This is a genomic window from Herbihabitans rhizosphaerae (assembly GCF_004216555.1).
GTDB lineage: Bacteria > Actinomycetota > Actinomycetes > Mycobacteriales > Pseudonocardiaceae > Herbihabitans > Herbihabitans rhizosphaerae.
Genome location: NZ_SGWQ01000006.1, coordinates 222,761 through 241,163 on the forward strand (window position 1 = coordinate 222,761; position 18,403 = coordinate 241,163).

Below are 18,403 nucleotides of genomic sequence, written 5' to 3' on the forward strand. Positions count from 1 at the left end.
CATGAAGAAGGGCCCCGACCGCGGCCGGGGCCCTTCTCCTTTGAGATCAGCTTATTCGGAGTTGAGCTGCCACAGCAGGCGCAGCATCTCCAGGTACAGCCAGACCAGCGTGGTCATGAGCCCGAACGCGGCGAACCACGCCCACTTGGACGGCATGCCTTCGCGGATCATGGTGTCCGCCATGTCGAAGTCGAGCAGCAGGTTGAACGCCGCGATACCGATCAGCAACAGGCTGATGCCGATGCCGAGCGGGCCGCCGTTGAACATCGAGCCGCCGCCGAACCCCGACACGAGCAGGTTCACCAGAAGCAGCAGCGCGGCACCGACGGTGGCGCCGATGATCCACTTGGTCAGCTTCGGCGTGACCTTGACCGCGCCCGTCTTGTAGAGCACGAGCATCACGACGAATACCAAGCCGGTGCCGAGGATCGCCTGCAAAGCGATGCCGGTGTTCGGCGTCAACGCTTCGAACACGCCCGTGATCGCGCCGAGGAACACGCCCTCGGCCGCCGAGTAGGTCAGCGTGAGCGCAGCGCTCGGCTTCTGCTTGAAGATGATGTAGAGCGACAGCCCGAGGCCGACCAGCATGCCGATGATCATCGGCGGGTAGGGGCTGAGCGATCCGCTGAGCACCGCGATGGCGGTGGCGATGCCCGTGGCGAACGCGACGCCGAGCGACGCCGCGGTCTTCAGCACCACGTCGTCCACGGTCATCGGCCGCTCGCCGGCGGTCGGCGGCGCCTGCTGGTAGCCCGGCTGGCTGCGCATGGCGCCCGCCTGAGCTGCGTTGAAGCCCGCGTAGCCGCCGCCTCCGACACCTGCCGGCAGCTTGCGGAACGCGGGGTTGCCTGAGGTACGCACCTATGTCCTCCTGGGCCTGAGGGTGGCCTTCATCGGTTGAACGACCGCGGGTCCCCATCGGTTCCCCCGTCGGGTAAAACCGACTTTACCCGCACCGACTGTAGCGCCCGCCACCCCTTGTCGAGCGGCGGGCACCCGGACGCCGTGTCGCTACACGAACGAGTGAATTCTTCCCCTTACGGTTGCACCAAAGTCAAGATCGACCGTCTTGTCCCGCGTGACCCGCGTTCCCCGTGTGCCGTCCCAGGCCCGACCGGGTCGCCTGGACGAGCAGGGGAGCACATGCGGGACGACGCGCCGAACGGCCAATTAGGCGGGCCGCGGCGAAGATGGGGCGACATCAGCCTGGCCGCCGCGTTGACGATCACCTTCACCGTGCTCGTGGTCATCGGCACCTACCAGCCGGAACCGCCGCCCGCCACCGCCGCCGCACAGGCGGCCAAGAAGGACGAGAAGCCGTGGCTGCGCAAGCTCGCGCCCGGCGAGAAGCCACCGCAGTTCGTGCTGTTCTCCTTCGACGGCGCCGGCTCGCACTCGCACTGGCAGCGCGTGCTCCCGCTGGCCGACCGGGTGAACGCCAAGATCACCGGCTTCCTGTCGGGCACCTACCTGCTGACCGATCTGCAGCGCACCGCCTACACCGGCCCCGGCCATCCGCAGGGCCACACGGAGATCGGGTTCGGCGGCACCGAGCAGGAGGTGCGCACCCGGGTCGCCGACATCAACGAGGCCCTTGAACGTGGCCACGAGATCGGCACGCACTACAACGGGCACTTCTGCAAGGGCTCCGAGCCGAGCGTCGGCCGCTGGACCACCGAACAGTGGACCGTCGAGCTGGACCAGTTCTACGAGTACGTGCGCGAGGCGCCGGGTCTGCAGCTGACCCAGGATCGGATCAAGGGCGGCCGCACACCCTGCCTGGAGGGCAAGTTCGACCAACTGTTCCCCGCGCTGCTGGCACGTGGCATGACCTACGACTCCAGCCGGTTGACCAACGGGATCGCCTGGCCCTCACTGGAGAACGGCGTCTGGGAGTTCTGGATGCCGATCGTGCGGGTGCCCGCGATGGAGAAGCGGGTCGTGCTCATGGACTACAACCTCTGGTACGCGCTGAACAAGGCCAAGGAGGCGCCCAACCGCACGGCCGAGTTCACCAAGGTCACACTGGACACCTACCGGGCGGCCTACGACGCGGCACTGGCCGGGAACCGTGCGCCGCTGGTGATCGGGAACCACTTCAACGAGTGGGCCGGCGGCGCGTTCTCCTCGGCGACCGAGCAGTTCATGGCCGAGACGTGTGTGAAGCCGGACACGGTGTGCGCCACGTACTCCGACGTCATTCAGTGGATGGAACTGCAGGATCCGGTGGTACTCGACACCTACCGGAAGCTGCCGAACGCGCAGACATAGCCACGTTCGCATGACACGATTTGCCGTCGGTAATGAAAACCGGTACCACTAACCGGGTGAAGCTCGCATTCGTCGGCAAGGGTGGCAGTGGCAAGACCACCCTCACGTCGCTGTTCGTCCGCCACCTCGCGTTCGACTCTCCCTCGGCACCGCTGCTCGCCGTGGACGCGGACATCAACCAGCATCTCGCGGGCGCGCTGGGCGCCGACGACGAGACCGCCGCCGCGCTGCCCACGCTGGGCGCGAACCTGCCGCTGATCAAGGAGTACCTGCGCGGCGACAACCCGAGGATCGCCTCGGCCGACGAGATGATCAAGACCACGCCGGCCGGCCGCGGCTCGAACCTGGTCACCACCGAACAGCCCAACCCGGTGTACGACGCCTGCGTGCGCGAGGTCGGCGGCGTGCGGCTGGCCGTCACCGGGCCGTTCACCGACAACGACCTCGGCGTCGCCTGCTACCACTCCAAGGTCGGCGCGGTCGAGCTGCTGCTGAACCACATGGTCGACGAGCGCGGCGAGTACTCCGTCGTGGACATGACCGCCGGTGCCGACTCGTTCGCCTCGGGCCTGTTCACCCGGTTCGACATGACCTTCCTGGTGTGCGAGCCGACCGTGCGCAGCGTCGGCGTGTACCGCCAATACCTCAACTACGCCAAGGAGTTCGACGTCCGGATCGCCGTCGTGGGCAACAAGATCACCGACGAGGAGGACCTGGACTTCCTGCGCGAGCACGTCGGCGAGCACCTGCTCACCACGATCGGCCGGTCCAAGCACGTGCGCGCGGCCGAGCGCGGCGACGTCCGTCCCATCGAGACACTCGAGCCGGAGAACCTGGCCGCGCTGCGCACCATGCGCGAGGCGGTGGACGCCGTCGGCAAGGACTGGGCGACCTTCCAGCGTCAGGCCGTCGAGTTCCACCTGCGCAACGCGACGACCTGGGGCAACGATCGCGCCGGCCGCGACCTCGCCGAGCAGGTCGACCCGGACTTCGTGCCGGCGCCGGTAGCGCTCCCGGTCGGCTGACCCGACCGTCCCATGTGGACGGTGATGCTCGTCTCGCGGCCGTAACCACGAGCCGGCCCCCGCGTTGGCAGTAGTGTCTGGGCAGACGACGACGAGGGGCCTCCGATGGCGACATATCTCGTGACCGGCGCGACCGGACTGATCGGCCGCCACTTCGTCCAGGAGCTGCTCACCAGGCCGGATACCGGCACGGTATGGCTGCTGGTTCGCGAGCAGTCCCAGGAGCGCCTGACCACACTAACCCGTTCGTGGCCGTCCGCGGAGAAGATCAAGCCAATCCTCGGCGACGTCTCGCAGCCCGCGCTCGGCGTGAGCGAGGCCGCGATCGCCGAACTGTCCGGTGTGGACCACGTCGTGCACCTTGCCGCGCTCTACGACGTGACCGCCGACGACGAGACCAGCATCGCGGCCAACGTGGACGGCACCCGGCACGTGATCGAACTGGCCGCGCGGCTGGACGCCGGCTGCCTGCACCACGTGTCCTCGGTCGCGGTGGCCGGCGACTACAAGGGCAAGTTCACCGAGGACATGTTCGACTCGGGCCAGCGCCTGGTCACCCCGTACCACCGCACCAAGTTCGAGTCCGAGCGTCTGGTACGCACGCAGAGCGACGTGGCCTGGCGGGTGTACCGCCCGGCGATCGTCGTCGGCGACTCGGCCACCGGTGAGATGGACAAGATCGACGGGCCGTACTACTTCTTCCCCGCGCTGGCCCGGCTGAAATCGCTGCCGGCCGTGCCGCTGGTGGTCCCGGACATCGGCGACACCAACATCGTGCCGGTCGACTACGTGGCCAAGGCGCTGCTGCACCTGGTGAACGCGCCCGGCCTGGACGGGCGGGCGTTCCACCTGGTCAACCCGGAGCCGCAGTCGGCGAAGGAGGTGTTCAACGCCTTCGCGCGCGCGGCCGGCACGGCGACCGCGACCGCCTCGCTCGACCGCAGGCTGACCGAGCCGCTGGTGGGCCTGGCCAGGCTGGCCGAGCACGTGCCCGGCGTGACGCTGGCGCGCGACGCGGTGCTGGACCGGCTGGGCATCCCGCCGGTGCTGCTGTCCACGCTCACCTTCGAGCCGCGATTCGCCTCCGTCGAGACGCGGAAAGCCTTGGCGGGCAGTGGAATCGAGGTTCCGCAGCTTTCCGACTACGCCGACGTGCTGTGGCGGTACTGGCGCGAGCACCTCGACCCGTTCCGTGCGCGCAAGCACGGCGAGCGCGGGCCGCTGGACGGCCGGCGAGTGGTGGTCACCGGCGCGTCGTCCGGCATCGGGCGGGCCACCGCGCTCAAGATCGCCGAGGCCGGCGGCGTGCCGCTGCTGGTGGCCCGGCGGGCGCACGAGCTGGAGGACCTGCGCGACGAGATCGTGGCCGCCGGCGGCACCGCGTACGCGTACCCGTGCGACCTGACCGACGGCGAGTCGGTGGACAAGATCGTCGCTCAGATGCTCGCCGAGCAGCCCAGCGTGGACATGCTGGTGAACAACGCCGGCCGGTCGATCCGGCGCTCGGTGCGGCTGTCCTACGACCGCATCCACGACTACGAGCGCGCCATGGCGATCAACTACTTCGGCGCGGTGCGGCTGATCCTGGCGCTGCTGCCGCACATGACCGAGCGGCGGTTCGGGCACGTGGTGAACGTCAGTTCCATTGGCGTGCAAGGGATCGCGCCCCGGTTCTCGGCGTACGTCGCGTCCAAGGCGGCGCTGGACGCGTTCAGCAAGATCGTGGCGACCGAGACGCACGGCGCCGGCGTCACGTTCACCACCGTGCACATGCCGCTGGTGCGCACGCCGATGATCCGCCCGACCAAGATCTACGACGCGTTCCCGACCAGGTCCCCGGAGCAGGCCGCGGACATGGTGATGGAGGCGCTGGTCAAGCGGCCCAAGCAGATCGGCACGCTGGAGGGCCGGATCATCCAGTCCGCCTACGCGGTGGCACCCGATCTCGTGGACGCGATCGCGTACCAGGGCTACCGCGTCTTCCCCGACTCGACGGCCGCCGGCGGGTCGGAGAAACCCAAGCTGGGCAAGGGAGACCGACACCTCAGCCGCGCGGCGAGCGCACTGGTCCGGCTCACGAGAGGATTCCACTGGTGATCATCGGCGCGCACACGATCGTCTACGCCTCCGACGCGGAGGCGGCACGGGCGTTCTTCCGCGACGTGCTCGGACTGTCCCATGTGGACGCCGGGGACGGATGGCTGATCTTCAAGCTGCCACCGGGCGAGTTGGCCGCCCATCCGACCGGCGGGCCGGTGCAGCACGAGTTGTACTTGATGTGCGACGACGTGCGGGCCACCGTCGAGGAGCTGACGGCCAAGGGCGTGGAGTTCACCTCGGGGATCACCGACGCCGGCTGGGGGCTGATCACCACGCTGAAGGTGCCCGGCGCGGGCGAGCTGGGCCTGTACGAACCTCGTCACCCCACGGCGATCGACCTCGTCTGACGACAAAGCGCCGCGGTCGTTCTTGTCAGTAAGCAACGAAGCATGCCGTGAACAGGGCCGTTCTTGTCGGTGACGGCCATTCGGCGGTATGCGAAATGCCACTGGCAATTGTTTCATTTGCTCATGAGAACCCGCGTACGTCGCGCGATGTCGATTCTCGCGCTCACCCTGACCGCCGCCGCGATCGGCCTGCCCGCCACCGCCGCACCGGCCATGCCGATCGGCGTCCCCGTTCCGGTCTCCAACACCGCGCAATATCGGATGACCGTGCCGCTGCTCGGCACCACGCTGATCGATGTGAAGACGACGGCCGTGGTGACGCCCCCGTTGTTCGTCGGCGGCACGCTGCACGTCGCCAAGCTGCGGCAGTCGATGACGCTACCGCCGAGCGTGGTCCAGGGTCTCCGCCTCGTCGGCGCCACGAAGGTGGAGATATCCGGCGGCCCCGGCCTCGTCGCCTACCCCGGTATCCACATGCCGATTCCCATCCCCTGCGGCACGACCAGTTTCCCGCTGACCGCGTTGCCGGAGTCTGGGCCGGCGACACTCACCGCGGCGGCGCGGGACTGCCAGCGCGTCGTCATCCCGCACTCCGGGGTGACGTCCCTCGGTGTGGACTTCGCGTTCGATGCCACCGTCACAGCGCGGAAATCCGACGACACGCTGACCGAACTCGGCGTTTTCACCACGCCGTGCTACCACGAATCGACCTCTCCTTGGCTGCTGCTCGAATTCCACGTGTTGGGCATTTCGCGATGAATCGCCGGGGCAACCCTTGTTACGCGCGCACGAATCGCGCGCGAAAGACCTCCACTAGTCCATCGATCGCCCAATAGGTGGTGTGCGATATGACACGTAATGGTTACATCGGGGCCATGGGAATCCGAGCACTCCGCGCGATACCGGTCGCGCTCGCACTCGCGGCCGTCACGGTCGGCCAGCCCGCCAACGCCACACCCCGATCGGACGACCCGGTCCCCGTCGACAAGACGGTCGACTACCGCATGCCCATGCCGCTGCTGGGCAACATCCTGGTGAACGTCAGGACGTCGGCCGAGATCACCAAGCCGACGCGCGCCGGCGGCGAGTTGCGCGTGACCAACCTGCGGCAGTCGATCACGCTGCCGCCGAACGTGGTGCTGGCGATGCACCAGGTCGGCGCCGCCACGATGGAGATCTCCGGCGGCCCCGGCCTCGTCGTGGACAACGCGGGCACGGCGCTCCCGATCCCCTGCGGGCAGGCCACCTTCCCGAGCACGCCGGTGCCACCGACCGGCCAGTCGTTCACCCTCACCGCGGCGCTGACCTGCCAGCCGGTCGTGCTGCCCAACGCCGGCCCGTCGAAGGTGGCACTGGTCGACGCGTTCGACGCCACGGTCACCCCGAGGCGCGCCGACGGCTCGGTCACCCCGCTCGGCACCTTCACCTCGCCGAGCACGCTCGAGCCGGGAGCCGATCCCGTGCTGCTCGCGTTCGACGTGCCGGCCGGGCCTCGGGAAGACCCGGTGCACCACGTCTACACGCTCACCGGCAACGCGACGGTCAAGAAGCTGAACAACGGCCCGTACCCGATCGGCCCCGGCACCCTCGACGCCGCGCGGGACACCACCACCGGCGCGTACACCGGCACGCTGACCCTCCCGCCGACCAGGGGCCAGTGGCAGACGGGGCCGCTCCCGGTGGCCGCGGAGATCGTGTTCGTCCAGGACGGCGCGCTCACCGGCACGCTGGCGCAGGACTCGTTGAGCGCCAACGGAAAGGTGACACTGAAGTTCCCGAAGATCTGGGTGGCCGGCCGGGAGTTCGGCGGTCCGGACTGCCGCACCTCGACGCCGGCCGACCTCGTCCTGACCACGGCACCCGGGTTCGACATCCTGCGCGGCGGCAAGGCGACCGGCACCTACACGATCCCGCCGCTGGTCGACTGCGGCGAGTACACCGGCCAGCTCAGCGCCATGTTCGATGGGCCGGACAACGCGGTCGCGGTCGACGTCACCCCGAAGCGATGAGACGAGTGACGGCGGTCGTCGCGGTGCTGGCCGCGACGGCGATCACCGGCGGCGGAACGGCCCAGGCGGCGCCCCGGGTCACGATGACCGTGCTCGACCTGCCACAGGGGTACGCCAGCGGCACGGCCAAGCTCGCCCCGGGCACCGGCGTGATCGTCGGCAGCGCGTGGCCGGGCCCGGACAACCACCCGAGGGTCGTGGCCTGGCGTGACGGCAAGCCGGTCGATATCGGGCGAGGCGACGCGCTCGACGTGAACCGGCTCGGCGCGATCGTCGGAACCAACGGCGCCGACGTCGGCCAGATCGCGCTCATGTGGCGGGACGGCCAGGTGACCGAGCTGCTGCCGGGCAACCCCGGAGCCAGCCGCGCGGTGTCGGTGAACGACCGGGGCGAGGTGCTGGTCCAGTTCGAGCGGGACCGGGCGCACCGCACCGGCGTGTGGCGCGACGGCCGGCTCGTCGAGCTGCCGGTGCCCGGTGCCGGCGAAGGTTTCGCGCCGCCCTCGCTCGGCGTGATCAACCAGCGCGGCCAGGTCGCCGGCGCGATGTGGGCGCCCGACCGGACGTTCGCCTACCGCTGCGATCGCGGGAACTGCGCGAAACTGCCCGATCCGCCCGGCCTCGGCTCGATTCCCGCCCCGACCGTGGCGATCTCCGCGATCAACGAGCGCGGGCAGGTCGCCGGCCGGGTCTACCGGGACAACGTCTCGCCGTGGCGGGCGGTCGCGTGGTCCGGTGACCGGGCGGTCGACCTCGGCACGCTCGGCGGCGACTGGAGCTTCGCCGCGTACGGCAGCCAGGCGATCAACAGCCGGGGTGACGTGGTGGGCACCAGTGCCACCGCGAACGGGACGTACCACGCGTTCCTGTGGCGGGACGGGAAGATGATCGACCTCGGCACGCTCGGCGGGCCGCTGAGCGCGGCGCTGGCGGTGAACGACCGGGGCGACGTGATCGGGCAGAGCTACACGGCCACCTCGGGCGAGGTGCACGCGTTCCTGTGGCGCGACGGTCGGATGATCGACCTCGGCGCGGCGCCGGACGGGCGGAGCAACGCGGTCCAGCTGACCGACACCGGCCAGATCGTCGGAGACACGACGACGGCGTCCGGCGAGTCCCGGCCGGTGGTGTGGACGGTGTCCTGACCGCTGACCTCCACTGTTACGTCAGGGCTGCTGTTGATCGGCCGGTGGCTCAGTCTCTCCTGCGCGCCTGTCGACCGACGGCTTGCTCTTGTCGTACGGATTGTCGAACACCAAACCCGGCACATCGTGCAGTTGCAGCAACCCGGTCGCCATCTTCGTCACCTCGGCACCCTTCGCCGCAGAATGCACGATCCCGTTGTAGATGAGATCCCACATCCGCCGATCGAGCTGCAACTCCTCAAAACTCCGCTCGATCCCCCGCTCATCGTCCCACAATCGAAGATGGAATAGCACACCACCAAACGCGTCAATGTGCCGCAACTCGTACAGCTTGACCCAGGCACATTTCGTTCGCCCAAATCGCGTCCGCTGAACCTGAAACCAGTCAGCACCCGCCGAATACGTCAACACACTCGTAGGTCCAGACATGAGCACCACACCAATGATGAGGATCGGCCACAATTGCCAATACCTCACCCACTCGATAGGATTCTCGCCGTCAATGAACTGAGCAAGAGAAATACCACCCGAAAGTATAGCGAGCGCACCGACCACCTGCACAAGGCGGCCTCGCGTGCTCGGACGATGCCATGCCATTACTGGCCCCATGCCGGGTGGCGGCTTCGGCTTCTTCGATAGTCGAGACTCTCGATCAGGGTGATCTATCGGGTCGTCACGTCCGAAGTAGCCGAGACCGTGCGGAGGAAACGGTTCACCGGTCGCCGAGTCGGGGCGCGCAGGTAGTCCAGCAATCGACTCCTCATTCGATTCTGACATCAAACCATCTACTTCGGCACGATAACGTCGGCAACGGACTGTCCACCGATCGCGCCTACGACAGCACCACCAGCGCCAAGTATGAGCATTCCGAGTGGCCCGAGCGGTGCGCCGCGGATCGCTGCCGCCGTGCCCGTTGCGACTGCGGACCCTACCGCACCGCCCGCGATATTGGCTGTCGTGTCAACAATCGCCTTTGTCCAAGACTGCTGACCCTTGATTGATTCCCTTCCCTCAATGTATGCCGTCAGCGATGTTCCGGCGTACGGAAGGCTCTTAAGAACCGTGCGGGCAAGCCTGGCGCCAGCACCCGCTTCGGGCGGAAGCGCATGCAGTTCCCGCACTCCCGGATACGCGGCAGCCGTCGTGCGTGCCCATTGCGGAACTGTCCTGACGTACTTCTCATATTCTGCTGCCTTTTTGAGGTATTCCTCTCGGCCAGCCCCCGCGAGGTTGGCCGCCCGCTGAAGGTGTTCCAGTTCCCAGTCCATACCCTGCGCCTGGCCGAGGGCGATCTTGCGGAAGAAGTCAGCCTGCTCGACTCGCAACCGCTCGGCATGCATGAGTGCCTCTTTGCGTGGGCTCTCGAGTGTCTTACAGGCGCTGAGGGCGCGGGCCGCGGTGGTGGTGCCAACCTTGAAGTTGTCCATGTCCGAACCGGGTGGCGGCGCCAGCGCGGCCCGGAGCGCGTGGTGCGCTCGGGCCTCCATCTTGCGCGCGTCCTCGACGATCGCCTTGCAGTCGTTGAACAGCCGAACCCTGCGGTCGTACTCGGTGGCTCGCCGGAAGTATGCCTGCAGGTCGCCCTGGTAGACGCCGATCACCTTGCGCACCTCTCCAGGGGCGCACACTTCGACAGGCATTCCCGGCTGGTGGCCGACGTCGTTGACCGGCTTCTTGATCAGCGGCCCGACCACCTCCAGACCGCCGGCCGCCGCCGTGCCACGTGCCTCGTTCATTCTGGCGTTGACCGCGTCCAGCGACGACGCGAATTCTCGCAGCGTGCCCTCGTACCGCCGCGCCGTGTCCGCCAACTGGTCCGAGAGCGGTCCGACATCGGACACGGACTCCTGACATGCCGCGCTTGCCGGCCCCCTCCAATCGGCGCGCGCCACGCCAAGGCCACGATGGGTGTCGTCGCCCGCCCGGTCGGCCGCACCGGCCAGGTCACGAACCCAGTCGGCCCCATCGGTGCAGGTGCCGGAACTACCGTCAACGGTCGTCAACAGATCCACGTCGCCCCCTCGTCAGCGTCCGCCCGAGTTGCCGCCGCGCGAACCCGTCGGCCCGAGCGGCGACTGGGGCTGCTTGGTCACGTGGGTCTGCCGCCGGCCGTCGCCGTATCCCGCGTCGCGCTGCTTCTGCATCAGCCGCATCATCCCGGCGTTGTTGTTCTCGATGTCGTCGTAGCTCCCGTTCGCGGCACGAACCTTGCCCGCGGTGTCATCGAGTACGTGTGCGAGCACCGTCCCGATCTGGGTCACCCGCACCAGCGCGGCGGCGACGATGTCCGAGGACAGGCCGGCATCGACGGCGCCCGCCCGTTTCCCGGTGGCTCCGTCGAGTGTCCCCGCCCCGCTGCGAAACCGCTCGGCCACGGCGGCCAACGCCGAGGTGGTGTAGCCGTAGCCCTCTGGCGGTGGTGGCATGTGTCATTCCTCCAGTCCGGTCCATTTCGACTTCCAATCGACGGTCCGCCGCCGCTCCGGCCGGCGCCGCCAATCGGCGACCGGCTTCGTGCGGCGCGCATCTTCGGCCAGCACCGGATCGAAGGCGACTCCTGCGGCACCCGCCTCCTCTGCGACATCCGCGAGGCGCTCCGCGGGGATGACGACCGCCGCCTGATGCGGGCCGCAGCCCGCCTCCAGCAACTCGCGCGAGGTGTATGCCAGCAACAACGGCCGTCCGTCGCCGTCGCGGTACAACTCCAGGTCCACGGTCCTGTCACCGGGACGGGCCGGCCGTGACGGAACACAGAAGAACCGCCCGGCCATTCCGTCGTCGGCGACACCGCTCTCCGGAACGTCCGGCAGGCTCGCTGGGTCACCGTGGCCGCGCGACTCCACAACTTGTTCCCCCCAGAACGGCTACGCGACAGAGTTCATCGAACTCTCACCGTAACAACTCCTCGGTGACGGTCAAGGTCGGTCAGCGGTGACAGGACTCGCCGAACGTGCCGTCGGCGCGACGCGGTGACCTGCTCGATGTCGGACCGTCACTCAGCGCAGTAGACACCCTCACAGCCGCCACGATCGGATGATCTCCATCGCGCCAAAGTGAGCCGGGGTGCGGTACCGTCGCGCCCTATGGCAGGGCCTGAGGATCACCAGCTCGCCGGTGACGCGGACGACAAAGCGAACTTCGACGTGGTGCGGCAGGGATTCGACCGCGACCAGGTCAGACAGTACGTGCAGAACGTCGACCTGCACGTGCGGCGCCTGTCTGCCGACCGCGACGAGGCGTTGTCCCAGGTGGTGGAGCTGTCCGAGCGCCTGGAGGTGGCGCATCGGGAGATCGCCGCGCTGACCGAGGGCCGCGGGACGACCACCGGCCAGGCCGCGCCGAACCGCCAGGTGCAGGTGGCCAAGGTCGAGGCGGCCGAGATCACCGGGCGCGCGCAGGTCGCCGCCGAGAACACCTGGGCGGCCGCCGAGCAGGCCTCCGCCGCGCTGCGCGACCGCTACACCCACCTGATCCGGGAACTTGACAAGCAGCACGCCGACATCCAGGTCGAACATCGGGCCATCATGGACGCGGCCCACGGTCACGTGCGGAAGATGACCGTGGAGGCCGACCGCCGGCAGGCCGAGATCGACGAGCGGGCCGAGCGGGAGCGGCAGCGGATCGAGTCGGAGTTCGACCAGACCATGACCACCCGCCGGGCCGACCTGGAGCGGGAGATCGAGTCGCGGCACGCGGCGAGCACCGCGCAGGCGCGGCGGACCGTCGAGGAGGCGAACGCGAAGGCACGCGCGGCCGTCGCCGAGGCCAACAAGCGCCTCTCGGACCTGGTGGCCGTGCGCAACCAGATCGCCGACCACATCCGCGGCACGCGGGAGGTCATCGAGCAGGGCTCGGCGCTGCTGGAGCCGGTCGAGAACGAGGCCGAGGTGCTGGCCAGCGCCAAGCCGCTGGAGCACGAGAAGCCCGCCAAGAACACGGAGAAGACCGAGAAGGCGAACGACAAGCCGCATTCCGTTCCCCAGCAACGAGAAGCCCGCCAGGGCGCACCGTCCACAGTGGACTAACGCCTAGGGCAACGTCACCTCGACGCGCAGTCCCCCTTGTTCGCCCGGCTTCGCCGACACACCACCGTCGTGCGCGGCCGCGATGGACCGGACGATCGACAACCCGAGGCCGGCGCCGTCGCGGTGGTTCGTGCGCTCCGCCGCCCGCCGCCGGAACGGCTCGAACAGCGACGACACACCTTCGGCCGGTACGACCTGGCCGGAATTGTGCACGGACAGCGCCGGTCGCTCGGCGACCACGATCTCGACCCAGCCGCCCGGCTCGTTGTACTTGATCGCGTTGTGAATCAGGTTGCTGATCATTCGCTCGAGCAGCACCGGATCGCCGTGGACGGTCCGCTCGACCATGCCGCGCCGCAGCGTCACCTCGTGCTCCGCCGACAGCTCGCCGTAGGAATCCATCACCTCGTTGGTGAGCTGGTCGAGCCGGACCGGGACAGTGCCCGGCAGACCGCGATCGCTTTCCGCGAGCACCAGCAGCCCCTCGATCAGCCGCTCGTTTCGCTCGTTGACCAGCAGCAGTTGCATGCCGAGGCGGTTGACCTCCTTGTCGTCGCCGGTCACCATCGCGACCTCGACCAGAGTCCGCTGCACGGCCAGTGGCGTGCGCAACTCGTGCGAGGCGTTCGCGGCGAACCGCCGCTGTCCCTCGAAGCCGACCACCACCCGGTCGAGCATCTCGTCCACCGAGTCGGCCAACTCACGCAGCTCGTCCTTCTTACCGCCCCGGCGGACCCGCTGGCCGAGGTTCTGCGGCCCCAACTGGCGAACCGTCGCGGCCATCGCCGGAATCGGGCTCAGGCTCCTGGCCGCGCCGATCCGACACCCCCAGATGATCAGCCCGATGAGAACGACAAGGCCGACGGCCGACAAGCCTTGCACCGCCCCATTGGGAAGCGCGCATATGCCACGTGATCCCACGCAGATAGTCGAGTGGCCGAAGACCTCGCTGATCCATTCGACCGTCGGGTAGGCCAGTGCGTACCCGAGAGCGAAGGTCAGCACGCAGGCCAGCGCTACCCGGCCGCGCAGTGACAGCGGCCCGCTCAGGAACCGAAGCGATATCCGGCGCCGGGGACGGTGTGGATCACTGGCGGCTCGCCCAGCTTCCTCCGCAGGTTCATCACCGTCATCCGCACCGCGTTCGTGAACGGATCCGCGTTCTCGTCCCATGCCTTCTCCAACAGCTCTTCCGCACTGACCACCGTGCCCTCCGCCGCCCGCATGAGCACGGCCAGCACGGTGAATTCCTTGGGCGACAACGAAAGCGGGCGCCCGTCCCGCTCCGCGTGCCGTTTCGCGAGATCCAGCCGAAGCCCTTCCCGGTCCAGCACCGGCGGCAGCGCCCGATGGGCCCGGCGCGACAAAGCCTGCACCCTCGCGACCAGTTCGGCGAACGCGAACGGCTTCGTCAGGTAGTCGTCGGCGCCGAGGCCGAGCCCGTCCACCCGCTCCCGAATGGACGCCGCGGCGGTGAGCATGAGCACTCGCGTCTCGCCGTCGCCGGCGACAATCCGCCGGCAGACCTCGTCGCCGTGCACCTCGGGCAGGTCCCGATCGAGTACGACCACGTCGTACCGGTTGACGGCCACCCGCTCCATCGCGGCTTCCCCGTCGTAACAGACGTCGACCGCCATGTGCATGTGGCGCAGGCCTTCGGCGATGGCATCGGCGAGCATCTGCTCGTCCTCGGCCACCAGGACACGCATGGTTCCTCCTCGCCCCGCTACGCAATGTCTACTGCGATCGAGATAAAGTCCCGATAAAGGTCGTCCTTATCGGCGAGCTATGGCTCCTCGCGTACACCTGCCGTCATGCGATTCGTCATGCTGACCGGGATCCTGGCGGCCGGAGTCTGGTTTCTCGTCGTCGGAAACACTTATCGACTGGATCTGGACGTCTATAGAATAGGAGTGCAAACCTGGCTCGACGGTGGCGATCTGTACGGGCAGCTTTCGGAAACGGTGGCCGGCATAAGCCTACCGTTCATCTATCCACCGGTAGCCGCCGCAGCGATGGTTCCGTTGACGATTATCCCGTTCCCCGTCGCCAACATCGTCGTCACGCTGCTCACATTCGCGCTTGTCGCGATCACGATCGCGATTACGCTCAAGTCGCTCGGACTGCCCTCGCGCTGGCTGGCGCTGTTTCCAGCAGCCGCCCTCTTTCTCGAGCCCATTCGCTCCACGCTGGACTTCGGCCAGATCAACGTCATCCTGATGGCGTTGGTCGTCGCCGACTGCCTGATCGAGAAACCCCGCTGGCCCCGGGGCGCCCTCGTGGGCATCGCCGCGGCGATCAAGCTGACCCCGTTGGCGTTCCTGCTTTTCTTCCTGATCCGCCGCGACTACCGGGCAACCCTGACGGCTGCGGGATCGTTCCTGTTCGCCACGCTGATCGGGTTCGCCGTCTCGTGGCGTTCATCGGTCACGTTCTGGACCGACGCTGTCTTCCACACGAACGAGAAGGTAGGCATCGACTACCTCGCCAACCAGTCGATTCTCGGCGTCCTCACTCGCGTTCAGTTGGGCACAGAAATCTGGGTCGCCCTCGCGGTGACGGTCCTCGTCCTTACCGTCCTCGCCATGCGGCACGCGAGCAAACCAATGGCCTTCAGCGTCAACGCCATCGCGATGCTTCTGATTTCCCCGATTTCCTGGTCTCACCACTGGGTGTGGTGTCTCCCGATACTCCTGACATTCGCGAGTCACGGTCGAAAGGTTCTCGCGATCAGCGGCGCTATCCTGTTCGTGATCTCCCCACACAGGTGGTTTCCCGCGATACCGACGGAGTTCGCACACCACGTGGTTTCCAACGCCTATTTTCTCTTCGCCGTGGCCACGCTCGTCGTACTCGCGCACGGAGGGGCAAAAGTCGGGAGGCGCGCTCAGGCCACCTTGTCCAAGGTGGACAGCCGGCAGGTGTCCAGGATGACGTTCGCGATCAGCCGGGGGTCGTCGCTCATCGGCACGTGGCCGCACCGGGGCAGCGGCACGTGGTTGGCCGCCGGCAGCAGCCGGGCCGCCTCGCGCGCCTGGCGCGGCCACAGGATCCGGTCCCTGGTCCCCCACGCCACGGTCACCGGCACGGTCGGCGGATCGGCGGCGAAGAAGTAGTCCCGCCCGTTGTGCGCGACCGCGTCGAACGCCTTGGCCGTGGCCAGCGCCCGCATGTCGCCGACCATCGACTCGGGCGACACCAGCGACGGGCGGCCGTACATGATCGCCCCGGCCAGCGCGCGCAGTGCCCGCCGCTTGGCCACCGCGGCGATCAGCGGAGCCGGTGTGTGCCGGGCCGTCGAGCGCAGGGTCCTGAGCGTGGCCAGCGCGTAGGCCCGGTCGCGCGCGGTCCAGAAGCCGGCCGGCGACAGCGCCGTCGCCGAGCGCACCACACCGCGCGAGGCCAGCTCCAGCGCCAGCATGCCGCCGAGCGAGTTGCCCGCGATGTGCGGCCGGGGCACGCCGAACTCCCCGAACAGCTCCACCAAGTTGTCCATTGTGGACTCGACGCTGTACTCGTCCACAGTGGACAGTTCGGGCGAGGAGCCGAACCCTGGCAGGTCGATCGCGATGACGTCGTGCCGCTCGGCGAGCCGATCGATCACCGGCTGCCAGGCCTGCCAGCGGTGGCCGATCCCGTGCAGCAGCACGAGCGGCTCGCCGGCACCCCGTCGCTCGAACACGACCCGTGCGCTCATCATTTGACTCCTTTCGCGCGCGCCGAGGACACGACGCGGGCAAATCCCCGCACCAGACCCGGCGTGAACCGATACGCGGTGTGGGCGAGCTTCGCCTCCGGTGTCACCGGGACGACCGCCTTGTTGTCCTCCACCGCGAACACGATCTGCGCGGCGACGCGCTCCGGTGGGAAGTTCCGCTTGTGATAGGCGGCGGATGCCTGGCGCCGCAGCCGTTTCTCCTCCAACTCATCGACGCCGGCGTACCGCGTGGTGTTGGTGATGTTGGTGTCCACGATTCCCGGGCAGATCGCGCTCACGCCGATGCCCGCCGCGGCCAGCTCCACCCGCAGGCTCTCCGACAGCATCAGCACGGCGGCCTTGGTGGTCGAGTACGCCGGCAGCAGGTCGCTGGGCGTGAACGCGGCGGCGGAGGCGATGTTCACGATGTGCCCGCCGCGCCTGGCCGCGATCATCCGGGGCGCGAACGCGCGGCAGCCGTTGACCACGCCGAGCAGGTTCACGTCCACCACCCGTCGCCACTGCTTGGCCGAGGTGTCCACGAACGCGCCGGCGAGCCCGATCCCGGCGTTGTTCACCACGATCTCCGGCACGCCGTGCTCGTCGACCACCCAGTCGGCGAACCGGTCCATCGCGTCCTCGTCGGAGACGTCCACGCCGTACGGGTACGCGGCCGGCCCGATCGACTCGGCGGTCGCCCGCGCGGAGGCGATGTCGATGTCGGCGACCACCACCTCGGCGCCGAGACCGGCGAACAGCGTCGCGGTCGACCTCCCGATCCCGCTGCCGGCGCCGGTGACCACGACGAGTCGGCCGGCGAACCGCCCGCCCGGCGCGCCGACCTGGTCCTGCTGCAGCGTGCGGGTGGTCGGTCCGCCGGCGATGTGGTCCACGAACTCCTCGATCATCTGCGCCACGACGGCCGGCTCGGTCAGCGTCGCCCAGTGCCCGGCGATCAGCTCGCGCCGCCACAGCCGGGGTGCCCAGCGCTCGACCTCCTCGGCCAGCCCCGGCCGCACGTACCGGTCCCTGGTCGGCACCACGAGCTGCACCGGCACGGCGGTGCGGCGCTCGCGCGGGCGCAGCAGCCGGGGCAGCATGTTCGCCTTGTACAGCTTGATTCCGCGCACACCGTCACCGGTGATCGTCGGCGCCGGATGGCCCTCGCGCGGCGGCACGCCCTCCAGCAGGTGCAGCACCTCACCCCAGCGGCGGGCCAGCAGCCGCCAGGTCAGCGCCGGCAGCACAGGCAACTGGAACAGGTACACGTACCAGGAGTGCAACAGCTGGCCGGTGAGCCGGCCGAGGCCGCGCGGCGTCGGCTTGCGCAGCCGCGCGCGCATCCAGTGGCCGACGTGGTCGAGGCACGGGCCGGAGATCGAGGTGTACGACGCGATCCGGCGGGCCCGGTCCGGGTCGGTGACCGCCTCCCACGCCTGGATCGAGCCCCAGTCGTGCGCCACCACGTGCACCGGCGCGTTCGGGCTGACCGCGTCCGCGACCTCGAACAGGTCCTCGGCGAGCCGCTCCAGCTTGTAGCCCGAGCGACCGTCCGGCGCGCTGGACTCGCCCATGCCGCGCACGTCGTAGGTGACCACGTGGTACCGCTCGGCGAGCAGCTCGGCCACGTCGTCCCACATCGCCTGGGTGTCCGGGTAGCCGTGCACCAACAGCACCGTGGGGTCGGACGTGTCACCCCACTCGCGTACCACGAGCGAGACCTCTCCGGACCTGACCGTGCGCCTGGTGCTCACCGTTGACCACCGCTTCGACTCGACGACTAC

17 protein-coding genes and 1 pseudogene are annotated in these 18,403 nt (G+C 68.6%); 9 read left to right on the forward strand and 9 right to left on the reverse strand.

Annotated elements, in window-relative coordinates; genetic code table 11:
* Window positions 1-51: 51 nt before the first annotated feature.
* Entirely contained in the window at window positions 52-861 is an 810-nt protein-coding gene (locus tag EV193_RS19440) for a Bax inhibitor-1/YccA family protein (RefSeq protein WP_130345597.1), read from the reverse strand.
* A gap of 282 nt (window positions 862-1,143) precedes the next feature.
* Here EV193_RS19440 and EV193_RS19445 point away from each other — a divergent pair, with 282 nt between their 5' ends.
* The 7 genes from EV193_RS19445 to EV193_RS19475 all read left to right on the forward strand — a co-directional run bounded on the left by EV193_RS19445 (window position 1,144) and on the right by EV193_RS19475 (window position 8,897).
* Window positions 1,144-2,271 (forward strand): polysaccharide deacetylase family protein, encoded by a 1,128-nt coding sequence (locus tag EV193_RS19445; protein WP_130345598.1) that lies wholly within the window; start codon window positions 1,144-1,146, stop codon window positions 2,269-2,271.
* A 56-nt stretch (window positions 2,272-2,327) separates the two neighbouring features.
* Window positions 2,328-3,296, forward strand: coding sequence for an ATP-binding protein (locus EV193_RS19450; protein ID WP_130345599.1), 969 nt, complete (start codon window positions 2,328-2,330; stop codon window positions 3,294-3,296).
* Between the two features lie 105 nt (window positions 3,297-3,401).
* On the forward strand, window positions 3,402-5,393 hold the full coding sequence (locus EV193_RS19455; protein WP_130345600.1) for an SDR family oxidoreductase: 1,992 nt from the start codon (window positions 3,402-3,404) through the stop codon (window positions 5,391-5,393).
* Complete coding sequence (locus EV193_RS19460) at window positions 5,390-5,743, forward strand: VOC family protein (protein WP_130345601.1); 354 nt, start codon at window positions 5,390-5,392, stop codon at window positions 5,741-5,743. Before EV193_RS19455 ends, EV193_RS19460 begins: the two co-directional genes overlap by 4 nt.
* Window positions 5,744-5,812: 69 nt before the next feature.
* The gene (locus EV193_RS19465) at window positions 5,813-6,502 is read left to right on the forward strand and encodes a DUF6801 domain-containing protein (RefSeq protein WP_341273181.1); all 690 of its coding nucleotides are present in this window, start codon (window positions 5,813-5,815) and stop codon (window positions 6,500-6,502) included.
* 116 nt (window positions 6,503-6,618) lie between these two features.
* Window positions 6,619-7,752 (forward strand): DUF6801 domain-containing protein, encoded by a 1,134-nt coding sequence (locus tag EV193_RS19470; protein WP_130345603.1) that lies wholly within the window; start codon window positions 6,619-6,621, stop codon window positions 7,750-7,752.
* Window positions 7,749-8,897, forward strand: coding sequence for a hypothetical protein (locus EV193_RS19475; RefSeq protein ID WP_130345604.1), 1,149 nt, complete (start codon window positions 7,749-7,751; stop codon window positions 8,895-8,897). The genes EV193_RS19470 and EV193_RS19475 overlap by 4 nt, the downstream gene beginning before the upstream one ends.
* Window positions 8,898-8,918: 21 nt before the next feature.
* Here the strand turns inward: EV193_RS19475 and EV193_RS19480 are convergent, their stop codons facing one another.
* From EV193_RS19480 to EV193_RS19495, 4 genes are read right to left on the reverse strand one after another with little or no spacing between them, the layout of a single operon-like run.
* The gene (locus EV193_RS19480; protein ID WP_130345605.1) at window positions 8,919-9,674 is read right to left on the reverse strand and encodes a hypothetical protein; all 756 of its coding nucleotides are present in this window, start codon (window positions 9,672-9,674) and stop codon (window positions 8,919-8,921) included.
* An 8-nt stretch (window positions 9,675-9,682) separates the two neighbouring features.
* On the reverse strand, window positions 9,683-10,909 hold the full coding sequence (locus EV193_RS19485; RefSeq protein WP_130345606.1) for a hypothetical protein: 1,227 nt from the start codon (window positions 10,907-10,909) through the stop codon (window positions 9,683-9,685).
* Between the two features lie 12 nt (window positions 10,910-10,921).
* Window positions 10,922-11,323 (reverse strand): hypothetical protein, encoded by a 402-nt coding sequence (locus tag EV193_RS19490; RefSeq protein WP_130345607.1) that lies wholly within the window; start codon window positions 11,321-11,323, stop codon window positions 10,922-10,924.
* A 3-nt stretch (window positions 11,324-11,326) separates the two neighbouring features.
* Window positions 11,327-11,740, reverse strand: coding sequence for an SAV_915 family protein (locus EV193_RS19495; RefSeq protein WP_130345608.1), 414 nt, complete (start codon window positions 11,738-11,740; stop codon window positions 11,327-11,329).
* A 240-nt stretch (window positions 11,741-11,980) separates the two neighbouring features.
* On the opposite strand from EV193_RS19495, the gene EV193_RS19500 reads away from it, so the two are divergent.
* Window positions 11,981-12,922 (forward strand): hypothetical protein, encoded by a 942-nt coding sequence (locus EV193_RS19500; protein WP_130345609.1) that lies wholly within the window; start codon window positions 11,981-11,983, stop codon window positions 12,920-12,922.
* Between the two features lie 3 nt (window positions 12,923-12,925).
* Here the strand turns inward: EV193_RS19500 and EV193_RS19505 are convergent, their stop codons facing one another.
* Window positions 12,926-13,804 (reverse strand): sensor histidine kinase, encoded by an 879-nt coding sequence (locus EV193_RS19505; protein ID WP_423202194.1) that lies wholly within the window; start codon window positions 13,802-13,804, stop codon window positions 12,926-12,928.
* 164 nt (window positions 13,805-13,968) lie between these two features.
* Window positions 13,969-14,631: a response regulator transcription factor gene (locus EV193_RS19510; protein WP_130345610.1), complete on the reverse strand. Its 663-nt coding sequence runs from the start codon at window positions 14,629-14,631 to the stop codon at window positions 13,969-13,971.
* Between the two features lie 117 nt (window positions 14,632-14,748).
* Between EV193_RS19510 and EV193_RS34145 the strand changes: the two are divergent.
* A pseudogene (locus EV193_RS34145) lies at window positions 14,749-15,561 on the forward strand (glycosyltransferase family 87 protein); the annotation flags it as partial.
* Between the two features lie 248 nt (window positions 15,562-15,809).
* On the opposite strand, the gene EV193_RS19520 reads toward EV193_RS34145, so the two are convergent.
* On the reverse strand, window positions 15,810-16,619 hold the full coding sequence (locus EV193_RS19520) for an alpha/beta fold hydrolase (protein WP_130345612.1): 810 nt from the start codon (window positions 16,617-16,619) through the stop codon (window positions 15,810-15,812).
* Entirely contained in the window at window positions 16,619-18,373 is a 1,755-nt protein-coding gene (locus tag EV193_RS19525; RefSeq protein WP_130345613.1) for an SDR family oxidoreductase, read from the reverse strand. Before EV193_RS19525 ends, EV193_RS19520 begins: the two co-directional genes overlap by 1 nt.
* Window positions 18,374-18,403 lie beyond the last annotated feature (30 nt).